Consider the following 14,536-nt stretch of genomic DNA (forward strand, 5'->3'; position numbering starts at 1 on the left):
GTCACGAACCGCGGAGGAGCTGTGTTGTACCAGATCGAGTTCACAGAGCGTGCTGCGGCACAGAGGGACGCGCTTGCCGAGGACAGGCGCAAGCTCCTGGAGCGGGGGCTCCACAAGCTGGCCGAGGATCCGTTCACGCCGGTGTCCCAGGCCGTGAGCGGTGAGGACATTCGTGTGGTGTCCGTAGCACCGGGACTGACCGTCGACTACATGATCCACCGAGCGTTCCTGATCCTGGTGTCCGTGGCGATCCTCGACCAGTCGCTCATCGACGACGAGTAGCCCTAGGTCACCTGCAGCTCCAGGATCTTGTCGTCGCCGCCCTCGGGGGAGCCGCGGCCGTCCGTCTCGCTGGTGACCAGCCAGAGTTTGTCTCCGCCGGCGGAGACGACCGTGCGAAGCCGGCCGTAGTCGCCCTCCAGGAAGGCCTGGGGGTCGGCGGAGGCCTCGGTGCCGTCGAGGGGGACGCGCCACAGGCGCTGGCCACGCAGGCCCGCCATCCAGACAGAGCCCTCCGCTATGGCGATACCGCTCGGGGAGGCCTCCTCCGTGCTCCAGACGGCCACCGGCTCGACGAAGCCGGGTTTGTCGCCCTTGCCCTCGACCTCCGGCCAGCCGTAGTTCCCGCCCGGCCGGATCTGGTTCAGCTCGTCCCAGGTGTTCTGGCCGAACTCCGAGGCCCACAACCGCTGCTTGCCGTCCCAGGCGAGGCCCTGCACGTTGCGGTGGCCGTACGAGTAGACGACGGAGTTGTCGAAGGGGTTGCCCGGGGCGGGCTCGCCGTCCGGCGTCATGCGCAGGATCTTGCCGCCGAGGGAGTCCTTGTCCTGGGCGAGGGGGCCCTCGTACCGCTCGCCGGTGCTCGCGTACAGCATCTGGTCGGGGCCGAAGGCGATCCGGCCGCCGTTGTGGTTCGTGCCCTTGGGGATGCCCCTGAGGATGGTGTCGGGGGCGCCGAGCTGTTCCCCGGCCGGCTTCTCGGGGTCGTACAGCATCCGCACGATCCTGTTGTCGGACTCCGAGGTGAAGTACGCGTAGATCATGTGGTCGGAGGCGTACTCCGGGGAGACGGTGATGCCCATGAGGCCGCCCTCGCCCGCCGGGGCGACGCCGGGGACCTCGCCGAGCCGGGTCTTCTTCCCGGTCTTCTCGTCGATTCTGCTGATCGTGGCCTCGTCGCGGGAGGACACCAGGAGGCCGCCCTCGGGAAGTGCGGCAAGGCCCCAGGGGCTGTCGAGGTCTTCGGTGACGGTACGGACTACCTTCACCGAGCCCTTGTCCGGGGGCGCCCCGGCCGCCTCCTCGGACGGCGGCGCCTCGGCGCTGCTGCTGCTCGGGGGCGAACTGCCGGCCGCCTCCGGCCGCTCACCGTCGTCCGAGGAGCAGCCGGTCGTCACCAGGAGCACGGCTGCGGCCAACGCGGCCGTCACCACTCGACGTTGCACCATCACGATCCCTTCGGCGTGGAGCTTCTACCTGTCGTACACCGCGTGTGCCCCACAGGTTCCACCTCTGCCCGATCAAGAGGATTCTCCCGGGCCGCCTCCCGCGAGCGGCGTCCCTCAGTCCCATGATCCCCGCGCCGGAGGAAGGCGTGCCACCTCTGACAGCTCTTCGACAGTGAGGCGCAGCGTGTGCGCCGCCGCGTTCTCCGTCACCCACCGGGCCTGCTTGGTGCCGGGTACCGGCACGACGTGGGGGCCCAGGGAGAGTACCCAGGCCAGGGCGACCTGGGCCGGGGTCACGTCGGCACCGTGGCGGGCCGCGACGCGGCGCAGACCGACCACGAGGGGCTGGTTCGCGGCCATCATCTCGGCGGTGAAGCGGGGGTGGCGGGCGCGGATGTCGTCGGGTTCGAAGCCGCCGCCGGGGGTCAGGGTGCCGGTGAGGAAGCCGTTGCCGAGGGGCATGGCGGCGAGGAAGCCGATGCCTCGGGCCGAACACCAGGGCAGGAGGGAGTCCAGGGCCTCCCGCGACCAGACCGACAGCTCCGCCTGCACCGCGCTCACCGGGAAGATCTGCTGGACCCGCTGGAGCTGGCGGAGCGTGGTGTCGTACATGCCCGCCCCCGGCCGGCGGGCCGCCCGAGCGCCGACCGCGCACAGGCCCAACGCCCTCACCTTCCCGGCCTGTACGAGTTCCGCCATCGCGCCCCACGTCTCCTCCACGGGAACCTCGGGGTCCGCCCGGTGAAGCTGGTAGAGGTCGATGACATCGGTCTGGAGCCGGCGCAGCGAGGCGTCGCAGGCACGTTTCACATAGCCGGGGCGGCCGTTGGCCACGATGTGCTGCTCGCCCACCAGCAGGCCCACCTTGGTGGAGACGAAGGCCTCCGCGCGGCGCTGCCGCAACGCCCGGCCCACCAGCAGCTCGTTGGTGAAGGGGCCGTACATGTCGGCCGTGTCCAGCAGCGTGACGCCGCAGTCGAGCGCCCGGTGCACTGTCCGCACCGACTCGTCGCCCCGTTGCCTCGACCCGGTGTACGCCCAGTTCATCGGCATGCACCCCAGGCCGACGGCTCCCACCTCGAGCGTCGCCGCGCCGATCGTCCTGCGCTCCACCTGATCGTGACCCTCCCTCTCCCGGTGCCCAACCTAACCTCTGCCGTACCAGGCACCTGACATAGCCTCCGGGGCATGACCGCTGACGCGACTCCCGACGTGACCGCCGACATCTGGCTCCCCATCCGGCCGGACGAGATCGAGGGCCTCCCTCACGGCCCCACCTATCTCTTCTGGGACGGAGGTGACGACGGCACACAGCCCTTTCCGGGCGACCCCGCCGACTGCGTGCTCTACGTGGTGCCGTACATGAAGCGCTGGCCGGTGCGGATGAGTCCGCTGGAGCGGATGCGGAACCTCAGGGTCATCCAGACGCTCACGGCGGGCGTCGACGACGTCCTCGCCCGGCTCTCGGTCGTCTCGCCCGGCGTCCAGCTCTGCAACGCGCGCGGAGTGCACGAGGCCAGCACGGCGGAGCTCGCGCTGACCCTGACCCTGGCCTCGCTGCGCGGCGTCCCCGACTTCGTACGGGCCCAGCAACAGGAGAGCTGGCAGGGCGACTTCAGGCCGGCGCTCGCCGACAGGTCCGTCCTGATCGTCGGTTACGGCGCGATCGGCGCCGCGATCGAGGACCGGCTCGTGCCCTTCGAGGTGGCGCGGGTGGCGCGCGTCGCGCGCTCTGAGCGCACCACGGCGCGCGGACCGGTGCATTCGTTCACCGAACTGCCCTCACTTCTCCCTCACGCGGATGTCGTGATCCTGTCCACTCCGCTCACGGAACAGACGAAAGGCCTGGTCAACGCCGACTTCCTGGCCCGGATGAAGAACGGGGCCCTCCTGGTGAATGTTGCCCGCGGAAGCGTCGTCGACACCAAGGCGCTGCTCGCGGAACTGGACGACGGGCGCATCACGGCGGCACTCGACGTCACCGACCCCGAGCCGCTGCCGCCGGGGCACCCCCTGTGGCACGCGCCCGGGGTGCTCATCAGCCCCCATGTCGGAGGGCCCACAACGGCCTTCCTGCCGCGTGCCAAAAGGCTGTTGGTGGACCAGTTGGAGCGTTTCGTGAACCGGGAGCCACTGCGCAACGTGGTCCTTACGACAGGCGAGACGGACGACGCTTAATCCACTTCGGGCACCCTCCGCATTCCTTCGGAAGCGGAACGTGCTCGTGTTGCCGCACATGGTCACGGAGCGTAGAGAAGCTATGTCCCTGAGTGACGAGACTGGTGTATCGTCCCGACAGGGGCTGCGCCGCGCACCGTTCGGCGCCGGGGACGGACTTGAGACAGCGAGGGGGGCGACGGGCGATGCACGGCCTATGGACGAACGATCCGACGCGGCGGAGTCGCCGACGGCGGCCCTGGCGAGCTGCGACGCGGAGGCACCCGCACGGGAGCCACGGCGACCGCAGCTGTCACGGTCGGCACCGCAGGCACGGCAGCCGCAGACAGCACATCCCTCCGATGCCCCGGGACCAGTGGGACACGGGAGCGGCGCTCACCCGGGAGCCCCGGTGAGCCCCCGCCAGTCGTCCGCCTCGACTCTGAGCCCCGCGCCCCGGTCGGCCAAGCCGCTTTCCGAGCCGCCGCCCGGCGGTTCGACGTCCCCCCGCACCGGCGCGAGCCTCCGGGCCCAGCTCGTCCTCGCCCTGCTCTGCGCGGCCTACGCCGTCGGTGCCGCGTTCGGCTGGGGCAATGAGCGAGTCGCCCTCGTCATGGGCGACTTCGGCCTCAGCGCCGCCGCGGCTGCGGCGGCCGTCTCCTGCTTCCGCTACGCGCGCGGCCGCCGCAGCCGCTTTCGACCCGCCTGGCTGCTGTTCGCCCTGTCATCCGCCATGGCGGCGCTGGGCAACGGCGTCTGGGGGTGGTACGAGGTCGTCCTGGAGCGGCCCGTGCCCGAGCCGAGCTACGCGGACCTGTTCTTCCTCTGCTTCGCGCCCCCCGCCATCGTCGGCCTGCTGGTACTGGCCAAGAGGCCCGTGACCAAGGCCGGCTGGGTCTGCCTGGCGCTGGACGCCTGGCTCATCGGCGGCTCCCTGGCCACCCTCTCCTGGAGTCTCGCGCTCGCCCAGACCGCCCAGCTCGAACACTCCAACACCGCGCACACCGCGCTCTCGCTGGCCTACCCTCTGCTGGACATCGCCCTGGTCAGCATGGTGCTCGCGCTGCACTTCCGACGCTCCTCGATGCACCGCTCAGCGGTCAACACCGCGATCGGCGCCCTCGCGCTCACCGTGATGTGCGACGCCCTGTTCACCTCACCCCTGCTGCACACCAGCTACCAGTCCGGCCAGCTCCTTGACGCCGGCTGGTTCGCGGGCTCCCTGCTCCTCGCCTACGCCCCCTGGGCCGGCCAGCGGCAAGGACACGCGGACGACGGCGGGCACGCGCGCGTGGTGCACGAACACATCCCGGGCCAGCGCCACGAGGCACACCCCGGGCACCTGCACGAAGCACACCCCGGACACCGCCACGACGTCCGGCCGCGCCACGACGTCCAGCCGGACCACCGGCACGACGGCCCACCGGGAGGAGACGTTCATGTGCTCCTCCAGGGGGGAGACCACGGTCGTTATCCGGCCAACCGCCCCATCGCCGGATCCCTGGCCGCACTCACTCCGTACCTGGCCGCCGCCGTCTGCACCCTGGGCATCCTCTACAACGTCCTCAACGGCCGCAGCGTCGACCGCGTGGTGCTGATCACCGCCTGCACCGTCGTGCTCGCCCTCGTCGTGCGCCAGGGCATCATGCTCCTGGACAACATCACGCTCACCCAGGAACTGGCCCACAAGGAGAACCACTTCCGCTCCCTGGTCCAGGGCTCCAGCGACGTCATCATGATCGCCGCGCCGAACGGCATCCTCCGCTACGTCAGCCCGGCCGCCGCCGGGGTCTACGGACGCCCCGCGGAGGACCTCGTCGGCAAGGAGCTTGCCTCGATCATCCATCCCGAGGACCTCGGCTGCGTCGTCCACGAGGTGCGCCGCTTCCTCGCCGCCGACCCCGCCGAGGAACCCACCACCCGCATCGAGTGCCGCTTCAAGTCCGGCGGTGGGGGAGGCTGGCTGAACGTGGAGTCCACGGTCAACCGCCACCACGGTGGCCTCATCTTCAACAGCAGGGACGTCACCGAGAGAGTGCGCCTGCAGGCCCAGCTGCAGCACAACGCCGAGCACGACCCGCTCACCGACCTGCCCAACCGCGCCCTGTTCACCAAGCGCGTCCAACAGGCGCTCTCCGGCCGCCGCTCCTCCGACCGCGGTGTCGCCCTGCGCAACACGGCGGTCCTCTTCATCGACCTGGACGGCTTCAAGGCCGTCAACGACACCATCGGACACCAGGCCGGGGACGAACTGCTCGTCCAGGCCGCCCGCAGACTCCAGGACGCCGTCCGGCAGGGGGACACCGCCTCCCGCCTCGGCGGCGACGAGTTCGCGGCGCTCATCGTGGGTGACGGCTCCCGCGACCGCGCCGCCCGCGAGCGGCACATCTTCGAGCTCGCCGACCGGCTCCGGATCACCCTCTCGCAGCCCTACACCATCGACGGCAACGACGTCCGGGTGGCCGCCTCCATCGGCGTCTCCTTCGCCGAGCCGGGCCTCGGCGCGGGCGAGCTGCTGCGCAACGCCGACCTCGCCATGTACCGCGCCAAGGCCTCCGGCAAGGGCCGCGTCGAGCTGTACAAGCCACAGATGCAGCAGGACGTCGTCCGCAAGGCCGAGCTGGCCACCCGGCTGCGGGCCGCGCTGCACGACGGCGAGTTCATGCTGCTGAACCAGCCCGTGGTGGAGCTGGAGACCGGCCGGATCTCGTCGGTGGCGACGGCGGCGCGGTGGCGTTCGTCGCAGGGGGTGCTGTTCACACCCGCCGAGTTCCTGAGGGTCTCCGAGGACAGCGAGAAGACCGCCGAGCTGGGCCGGTGGATGCTGGAACAGGCCGTCGAGCAGGCCGCCGACCGGATGACGAACGGCCTGAACGTGCCGGTGTCCGTCCGGATGAGCGCCCGGCGCCTGCTGGACCGCTCACTGCCTCCCGGATCCCTGGAGACGCTCCTGACCCGCCACGGTCTGCCCTCCGGCTCCCTGATCGTCGAGCTGTCCGACACCCACCTGAAGGGCCCGCCGGACGACCTGGAGCGTCGGCTGAACCACCTCCAGCGCCTCGGCGTCCGGATCGCACTGGACGGCTTCGGCAGCGGCCACGGCGCCATCACGGCACTGCGGCGGCTCCCCGTCGACATCCTGAAGCTGGACCGGAGCCTCGTGGAGGGGGTCGTGGAGTCCACACGGCTCTACAAGATCACCAGTGGCTTGCTTCGTATCGCGGGTGATCTGGGCCTGCAGTCCGTGGCCGACGGGGTGGACCTGCCCGAGCAGGTCGTCGCCCTGAGGGCGATGGGCTGCACCCATGGCCAGGGCGCCGCCTTCTCCGGGCCGCTGGAGGAATACCGCCTTCGCCGGGCCCTGTCTCTGGGGCGCTATCCGGTGCCCTCGGGACCGGCGGAACCCGCGTTCGCGGGCGGTGGGGCAGGGGTGTACACAAGTGGTGTACCCGCTGTCTACGGAGGCGGCAGTGCCCTTCGCTCACATAATGAGACTCCCGTCCCACCTACTTGACATGCGGTGCGCGCCGGGGAGAGGGTCTGTGCCATGCGCACCCGAATTCTCGTACTTGGAAAGCGCGTCGGCTGAAGCTGGGACCCACCGGACACCGTTCCGGAATCCCCAGCGACCGTACCCGGCGCGCTCCCCTCGCTTGCCTTGTGGCAAGGAGGGGTTTTTTGTTGCACGGGCACCAGTCAGGCGCCAGCCATACACCGCACGAACCTCGCAAAACACCCTCAGCATCGAGAAGAGAATGCCGATGACCGAGCAGGCCACCGGGGCCCACCATCCGCAGCCGCGGCCCCGATCCGGAGGACAGTCCACCCCCGTCGAGCACGTCACGGGTGCGCAGTCCCTCATCCGCTCTCTCGAGGAGGTCGGGGCAGAGACGGTATTCGGCATTCCGGGCGGCACCATCCTGCCGGCGTACGACCCGATGATGGACTCCAAGCGGGTGCGGCATGTGCTGGTCCGCCACGAGCAGGGCGCCGGCCACGCGGCCACCGGTTACGCGCAGGCCACCGGCAAGGTCGGGGTGTGCATGGCGACGTCCGGGCCGGGCGCCACCAACCTGGTCACCCCCATCGCGGACGCCCACATGGACTCCGTGCCGCTGGTCGCGATCACCGGACAGGTCGTGTCCAAGGCGATCGGTACGGACGCCTTCCAGGAGGCGGACATCGTCGGCATCACCATGCCGATCACCAAGCACAGCTTCCTCGTCACCAAGGCGGAGGACATCCCCCGGGCGATCGCGCAGGCGTTCCACATCGCCTCCACCGGTCGCCCGGGACCGGTCCTGGTCGACATCCCCAAGGACATCCTCCAGGCGAAGACCACCTTCAGCTGGCCGCCGACCATGGACCTGCCCGGCTACCGGCCCGTCACCAAGCCGCACGCCAAGCAGATCCGTGAGGCCGCCAAGCTGATCACCGCCGCCAAGCGACCCGTCCTGTACGTCGGTGGCGGTGTCCTCAAGGCGCAGGCGACCGCCGAGCTGAAGGTGCTGGCCGAGCTGACCGGGGCGCCCGTCACCACCACCCTGATGGCGCTCGGCGCGTTCCCCGACAGCCACCCCCAGCACCTGGGCATGCCCGGCATGCACGGCTCCGTGGCCGCCGTCACCGGACTGCAGAAGGCCGACCTGATCGTCGCCCTCGGAGCCCGCTTCGACGACCGCGTCACCGGCAAGCTGGACAGCTTCGCCCCGTACGCCAAGATCGTGCACGCGGACATCGACCCGGCGGAGATCGGCAAGAACCGCGCCGCCGACGTGCCGATCGTCGGTGACGCCCGTGAGGTCATCGCCGACCTGATCCAGGCTGTGCAGAAGGAGCACGGCGAGGGCGGTCCGGGCGACTACAGCGCCTGGTGGAAGGACCTCAACCGCTGGCGCGAGACCTACCCGCTCGGCTACGACCAGCCCGCCGACGGCTCGCTCTCCCCGCAGCAGGTCATCGAGCGCGTCGGACAGCTCGCCCCCGAGGGCACGATCTTCACGGCGGGCGTCGGCCAGCATCAGATGTGGGCCGCCCACTTCATCCAGTACGACAAGCCCGCCACCTGGCTGAACTCCGGCGGCGCCGGAACCATGGGCTACGCGGTCCCCGCCGCCATGGGCGCCAAGGCCGGAGCCCCGGACCGGACCGTCTGGGCGATCGACGGCGACGGCTGCTTCCAGATGACCAACCAGGAGCTCACCACCTGCGCCCTGAACGGCATCCCGATCAAGGTCGCGGTCATCAACAACGGCGCCCTCGGCATGGTCCGCCAGTGGCAGACCCTGTTCTACAACCAGCGCTACTCCAACACCGTGCTCCACAGCGGCCCGGACGACGTCAACCCCAACGCCCGCGGCACCCGCGTCCCCGACTTCGTCAAGCTGTCGGAGGCCATGGGCTGCTACGCGATCCGCTGCGAGCGCCCGGAGGACCTGGACAAGGCCATCGAGGAGGCGAACTCGATCAACGACCGCCCGGTCGTCGTCGACTTCATCGTCCACGAGGACGCGATGGTGTGGCCGATGGTCGCCGCCGGCACCTCCAATGACACGATCATGGCCGCCCGGGACGTCCGCCCGGACTTCGGCGACAACGAAGACGACTGAGAGCCGCAGGTAAAGGAACCCGACCATGTCCAAGCACACGCTCTCCGTCCTGGTGGAGAACACCCCGGGCATCCTGGCCCGGATCGCGGCCCTCTTCTCCCGTCGCGGCTTCAACATCGACTCCCTCGCGGTCGGAGTAACCGAGCACCCCGAGATCTCCCGCATCACCATCGTGGTGTCGGTGGTCGACGAACTCCCGCTGGAGCAGGTGACCAAGCAGCTCAACAAGCTCGTCAACGTCCTGAAGATCGTCGAACTGGAGCCGGGCTCCGCCGTTCAGCGGGAACTCGTTCTGGTGAAGGTGCGCGCCGACAACGAGACCCGTTCCCAGATCGTCGAGATCGTCCAGCTGTTCCGCGCCAAGACGGTCGACGTCTCCCCGGAGGCCGTCACCATCGAGGCCACCGGCTCCAGCGACAAGCTGTCCGCGATGCTCAAGATGCTGGAGCCGTTCGGTATCAAGGAGCTGGTCCAGTCCGGCACGATCGCGATCGGCCGCGGCGCCCGTTCGATCACGGACCGCTCGCTGCGCGCCCTCGACCGGTCGGCCTAGACAAGCGTTCGGGCGGTCGGGGGAATCCGGCCGCCCGCATACCGAGACCCCGAGACTTCACTTCCCCCCGCCGTCATACGGTGGGACGCAACACCTGCACTCAAGGAGAGAACCCAAAGTGGCCGAGCTGTTCTACGACGCTGACGCCGACCTGTCCATCATCCAGGGCCGCAAGGTCGCGGTCATCGGCTACGGCAGCCAGGGCCACGCCCACGCGCTGTCCCTGCGCGACTCGGGCGCGGACGTCCGCGTCGGTCTGCACGAGGGCTCCAAGTCCAAGGCGAAGGCCGAGGAGCAGGGCCTGCGCGTGGTGACCCCCTCGGAGGCCGCCGCCGAGGCCGACGTCATCATGATCCTCGTCCCGGACCCGATCCAGGCGCAGGTCTACGAGGACCACATCAAGGACAACCTCAAGGACGGCGACGCGCTGTTCTTCGGCCACGGCCTGAACATCCGCTTCGGCTTCATCAAGCCCCCGGCCGGCGTCGACGTCTGCATGGTCGCCCCCAAGGGCCCGGGCCACCTGGTCCGCCGCCAGTACGAGGAGGGCCGCGGCGTTCCGTGTATCGCCGCCGTCGAGCAGGACGCCACGGGCAACGCCTTCGCGCTGGCCCTGTCGTACGCCAAGGGCATCGGTGGCACCCGCGCCGGCGTCATCAAGACGACCTTCACCGAGGAGACCGAGACCGACCTCTTCGGTGAGCAGGCCGTTCTCTGCGGTGGTACGGCCGCGCTGGTCAAGGCGGGCTTCGAGACGCTGACCGAGGCCGGCTACCAGCCGGAGATCGCGTACTTCGAGTGCCTGCACGAGCTGAAGCTGATCGTCGACCTCATGTACGAGGGCGGCCTGGAGAAGATGCGCTGGTCGATCTCCGAGACCGCCGAGTGGGGCGACTACGTCACCGGCCCGCGGATCATCACGGACGCCACCAAGGCCGAGATGAAGAAGGTCCTCGCCGAGATCCAGGACGGCACCTTCGCCCAGCAGTGGATGGACGAGTACCACGGCGGTCTGAAGAAGTACAACGAGTACAAGACCCAGGACTCCGAGCACCTGCTGGAGACCACGGGCAAGGAGCTGCGCAAGCTCATGTCGTGGGTCAACGACGAAGAGGCGTGACTTCTCGAGGTCGGCCGTGGCGGGGTCACCCGGTGCCACGGCCGACCTCGTTTTTCCCGTCCGGGTGATCCTTCCGCAGTGGCGTGAGACGACGTTCCCGGCGCCACTACACTGCTGGACTACATACGCGTCAGGCCCACAGCGTCGTGCGTCTTCCACGCGGCCAAGCGACACCGGGGAATTCCGGGTGTCACTCCCCTCCACCGCCTGCGGCCGTCGGGACGGCCGTCCGCAGTATTGGACTTGTGAGGACTCACGTGAGCTCGAAACCAGTCGTACTCATCGCTGAAGAGCTGTCGCCCGCCACGGTGGACGCGCTCGGCCCGGACTTCGAGATCCGGCAGTGCAACGGAGCGGACCGAGCCGAACTGCTCCCGGCCATCGCCGACGTCGACGCGATCCTGATCCGCTCGGCCACCAAGGTCGACGCCGAGGCGATCGCCGCCGCGAAGAAGTTGAAGGTCGTCGCGCGCGCCGGCGTCGGCCTCGACAACGTGGACGTCTCCGCCGCCACCAAGGCCGGCGTGATGGTCGTCAACGCCCCCACCTCCAACATCGTGACCGCCGCCGAGCTGGCCTGTGGTCTGCTGCTGGCCACCGCCCGCCACATCCCGCAGGCGAACACCGCGCTGAAGAACGGCGAGTGGAAGCGCAGCAAGTACACCGGCGTGGAGCTGGCCGAGAAGACCCTCGGCGTCGTCGGCCTCGGCCGTATCGGTGCCCTGGTGGCGCAGCGCATGTCGGCCTTCGGCATGAAGGTCGTCGCCTACGACCCCTATGTGCAGCCCGCGCGGGCCGCGCAGATGGGCGTGAAGGTCCTGTCGCTGGACGAGTTGCTCGAGGTCTCCGACTTCATCACCGTCCACCTGCCCAAGACCCCCGAGACGGTCGGCCTGATCGGCTCCGAGGCGCTGCACAGGGTCAAGCCGTCGGTGCGCATCGTCAACGCCGCGCGCGGTGGGATCGTCGACGAGGCCGCGCTGTACTCGGCGCTCAAGGAGGGCCGGGTCGCCGGCGCGGGCCTCGACGTGTACGCCAAGGAGCCCTGCACCGACTCGCCGCTGTTCGAGCTGGACGAGGTCGTCTGCACGCCGCACCTGGGCGCCTCCACCGACGAGGCCCAGGAGAAGGCGGGCATCGCGGTGGCGCGGTCCGTGCGGCTGGCCCTCGCCGGTGAACTGGTGCCGGACGCGGTGAACGTCCAGGGCGGCGTCATCGCCGAGGACGTCAAGCCGGGCCTGCCGCTCGCCGAGCGCCTCGGCCGGATCTTCACCGCACTGGCCGGTGAGGTCGCGGTCCGCCTCGATGTCGAGGTGTACGGCGAGATCACCCAGCACGATGTGAAGGTGCTGGAGCTCAGCGCCCTCAAGGGTGTCTTCGAGGACGTCGTCGACGAGACGGTGTCGTACGTCAACGCTCCGCTGTTCGCCCAGGAGCGCGGTGTCGAGGTGCGGCTGACGACCAGCTCGGAGTCGCCGGACCACCGCAATGTCGTCACCGTGCGGGGCACGCTCGGCAGTGGTGAGGAGGTGTCGGTCTCCGGCACGCTGGCCGGGCCGAAGCACCACCAGAAGATCGTGGCGGTCGGGGAGTACGACGTGGATCTCGCGCTCGCCGATCACATGGTCGTCTTCCGCTACGTCGACCGGCCCGGTGTCGTGGGTACGGTCGGTCGGATCTTCGGTGAGGCCGGGATCAACATCGCCGGGATGCAGGTGGCGCGGTCCGCGGCCGGGGGTGAGGCGCTGGCGGTGCTGACCGTGGATGACACGGTGGCGCAGTCGGTGCTGGCGGAGGTCGCGGAGGAGATCGGGGCGACGTCGGCTCGATCGGTGAACCTCGTCTGAGGTTTGGTTTCCGCGGGTCATCGGGACCTGGTCACCTTGGGTGACCGGGTCCCGCCTTTTGTTTCGCCGCCGCCCCACCCCTACCCGTCTCTCCCGTCACTCGCGGTTTCGCTGGGGCGGCAGGTGCCCCCACCAGGGCCGCGCCCCTTCGATCCGCTTGGGCCCTTCTTGGGCGCGTCAGTCGGCAGCGGGTGGACGGGAGCTTGCCGCGCGGTTCCCCGCGCTCTGTGAGGCGCTGGGCGAGCCGCTCGGTGGGCAACTCCCGTGTCGTGCGCCTCGCAGGGTCCGCGCCGCCAACACCGCCGCGCCCAGCAGTACGGCGGCCCCCGTGGCCGTCGCGCTCTGCATGCCGGAGGTGAAGGCGGCTCGGGCCGCCGTGCTCAGGGTTTCGGCTGCGGGGGCGGGGAGTTGCTGGGCCACTGCCAGGGCGCCTCCCAGGGTCTCGCGGGCCGGGGCGGGGGCGGAGGCCGGGATGTCGTGGTGGTAGACGGCGGTGCCGATGGAGCCGAGGGCGGCCATCCCCAGGGCGCCGCCGAACTCCTGGCTCGTCTCGAGGACGGAGGAGGCGGAGCCGGCGCGTTCGACCGGGGTGACGGCGAGGGCGAGATCGGTCATCTGGGAGAGGACGGTGACGATGCCGGCGGCGAGGACGCCGGAGCCGACGAGCACCGGCCAGAGCGAGTCCGGGCCGACGGTGGCGAGCAGCCCGTAGCCGCACGCGGCCGTCGCGAAGCCCGCCGCCACCATGTGTGCGCGGTCCACCCCTCGCTGCACCAGATGTGTGGTGACCGGCGCGGCGACGCCGACGAGCACGGAGGGGAGCAGGCCCCAGAGAGCGGCCTCCAACGCGCTCTTGCCGAGGACGGACTGGAGGTACTGGGTGGTGAAGTAGACCGAGCCCATCATCCCGAAGGACGCGACGAGGTTGAGGGCGAGCGCCGGGGTGAAGCCCCGGCCCCGGAACAGCGCGGGGGAGACCAGGGGGGAGGGAGCGGTGCGCTGGCGGTGGACGAACAGGGCCGCGAAGAGCAGGCCGACGGTCACCGACATCACGTACCGCACGTTCCAGCCCTCCGACGGGATCTCTTTGAGGCCGTGGATGACGGGCAGGACGGCCGCCATCGACAGCGGGACGCTCAGCAGGTCGAAGCGGCCGGGGCGCGGGTTCCTCGACTCGGGGAGCAGGAAGGGGCCGAGGAGCAGAAGCAGGGCCATCGCCGGGAGGTTCACCAGGAAGACCGAGCCCCACCAGAAGTACTCCACCAGGACGCCGCTGAGCACCGAACCGAGTGCGACGCCCGTCGCCATCACACCCGACCAGACACCGATCGCCTTCGCCCGCTGCACGGGATCGGTGAACAGCGTCCGGGTCAGTGCCATCGTCGACGGCATGAGCGTCGCGCCCCCGATGCCGAGCACCGCGCGCGCCGCGATCAGCGTCTCGGCGCTGTTCGCATAGGCGGCCACCAGCGAGGCCGCGCCGAACGCCGCCGCACCCACCATCAGGAGCCGACGGCGGCCGATGCGGTCACCGAGCGAGCCCATCGTCATCAGCAGCCCGGCCAGCACGAACGCGTAGATGTCGAAGATCCACAGTAACTGCGTGCCGCTCGGCTCCAGATCCGCGCTGATCGCCGGCACCGCGAAGTACAGCACCGACACATCCATCGAGACCAGCAGCAGCGGCAGCATCAGGACGCAGAGAGCGGTCCATTCACGGCGCCCGGCCCGGTGTCGAGGGGCATGGGGGGTGGCCGGGTTCAGGGGGTTCGTCGTCATGACCGTGACTGTACGGGCGTATT

10 protein-coding genes are annotated in these 14,536 nt (G+C 70.0%); 7 read left to right on the top strand and 3 right to left on the bottom strand.

The window, feature by feature from the left end; translation table 11 throughout:
• Positions 1-21 precede the first annotated feature (21 nt).
• Positions 22-282: a type II toxin-antitoxin system RelE/ParE family toxin gene (locus ACFY9I_RS26665; RefSeq protein WP_391005813.1), complete on the top strand. Its 261-nt coding sequence runs from the start codon at positions 22-24 to the stop codon at positions 280-282.
• A 2-nt stretch (positions 283-284) separates the two neighbouring features.
• Here ACFY9I_RS26665 and ACFY9I_RS26670 read toward each other — a convergent pair whose 3' ends face one another.
• Together ACFY9I_RS26670 and ACFY9I_RS26675 are read right to left on the bottom strand one after the other, a co-directional pair.
• Entirely contained in the window at positions 285-1,448 is a 1,164-nt protein-coding gene (locus ACFY9I_RS26670; protein WP_391005816.1) for a PQQ-dependent sugar dehydrogenase, read from the bottom strand.
• Between the two features lie 114 nt (positions 1,449-1,562).
• Positions 1,563-2,561 (bottom strand): aldo/keto reductase, encoded by a 999-nt coding sequence (locus ACFY9I_RS26675; RefSeq protein WP_391005819.1) that lies wholly within the window; start codon positions 2,559-2,561, stop codon positions 1,563-1,565.
• A 75-nt stretch (positions 2,562-2,636) separates the two neighbouring features.
• Between ACFY9I_RS26675 and ACFY9I_RS26680 the strand changes: the two genes are divergently transcribed.
• From ACFY9I_RS26680 to serA, 6 genes are all read left to right on the top strand, one after another.
• The gene (locus tag ACFY9I_RS26680) at positions 2,637-3,626 is read left to right on the top strand and encodes an NAD(P)-dependent oxidoreductase (RefSeq protein ID WP_391005822.1); all 990 of its coding nucleotides are present in this window, start codon (positions 2,637-2,639) and stop codon (positions 3,624-3,626) included.
• A 391-nt stretch (positions 3,627-4,017) separates the two neighbouring features.
• On the top strand, positions 4,018-7,119 hold the full coding sequence (locus ACFY9I_RS26685; RefSeq protein ID WP_391005825.1) for an EAL domain-containing protein: 3,102 nt from the start codon (positions 4,018-4,020) through the stop codon (positions 7,117-7,119).
• Positions 7,120-7,366: 247 nt separating this feature from the next.
• On the top strand, positions 7,367-9,214 hold the full coding sequence (locus ACFY9I_RS26690) for an acetolactate synthase large subunit (protein ID WP_391005828.1): 1,848 nt from the start codon (positions 7,367-7,369) through the stop codon (positions 9,212-9,214).
• Between the two features lie 25 nt (positions 9,215-9,239).
• Positions 9,240-9,767, top strand: coding sequence for an acetolactate synthase small subunit (gene ilvN, locus ACFY9I_RS26695; protein WP_037712203.1), 528 nt, complete (start codon positions 9,240-9,242; stop codon positions 9,765-9,767).
• Between the two features lie 118 nt (positions 9,768-9,885).
• The gene (gene ilvC, locus ACFY9I_RS26700; protein WP_033526863.1) at positions 9,886-10,887 is read left to right on the top strand and encodes a ketol-acid reductoisomerase; all 1,002 of its coding nucleotides are present in this window, start codon (positions 9,886-9,888) and stop codon (positions 10,885-10,887) included.
• A gap of 257 nt (positions 10,888-11,144) precedes the next feature.
• Positions 11,145-12,734 carry a phosphoglycerate dehydrogenase gene (gene serA / locus ACFY9I_RS26705; RefSeq protein WP_391005832.1) on the top strand — a complete coding sequence of 530 codons (1,590 nt, stop codon included), beginning with the start codon at positions 11,145-11,147 and terminating at the stop codon, positions 12,732-12,734.
• Between the two features lie 177 nt (positions 12,735-12,911).
• Here the strand turns inward: serA and ACFY9I_RS26710 are convergent, their stop codons facing one another.
• The gene (locus ACFY9I_RS26710; protein ID WP_391005834.1) at positions 12,912-14,513 is read right to left on the bottom strand and encodes an MFS transporter; all 1,602 of its coding nucleotides are present in this window, start codon (positions 14,511-14,513) and stop codon (positions 12,912-12,914) included.
• Positions 14,514-14,536: the final 23 nt, after the last annotated feature.

Source organism: Streptomyces sp. NPDC012510 (assembly GCF_042955065.1).
Lineage (GTDB): Bacteria > Actinomycetota > Actinomycetes > Streptomycetales > Streptomycetaceae > Streptomyces.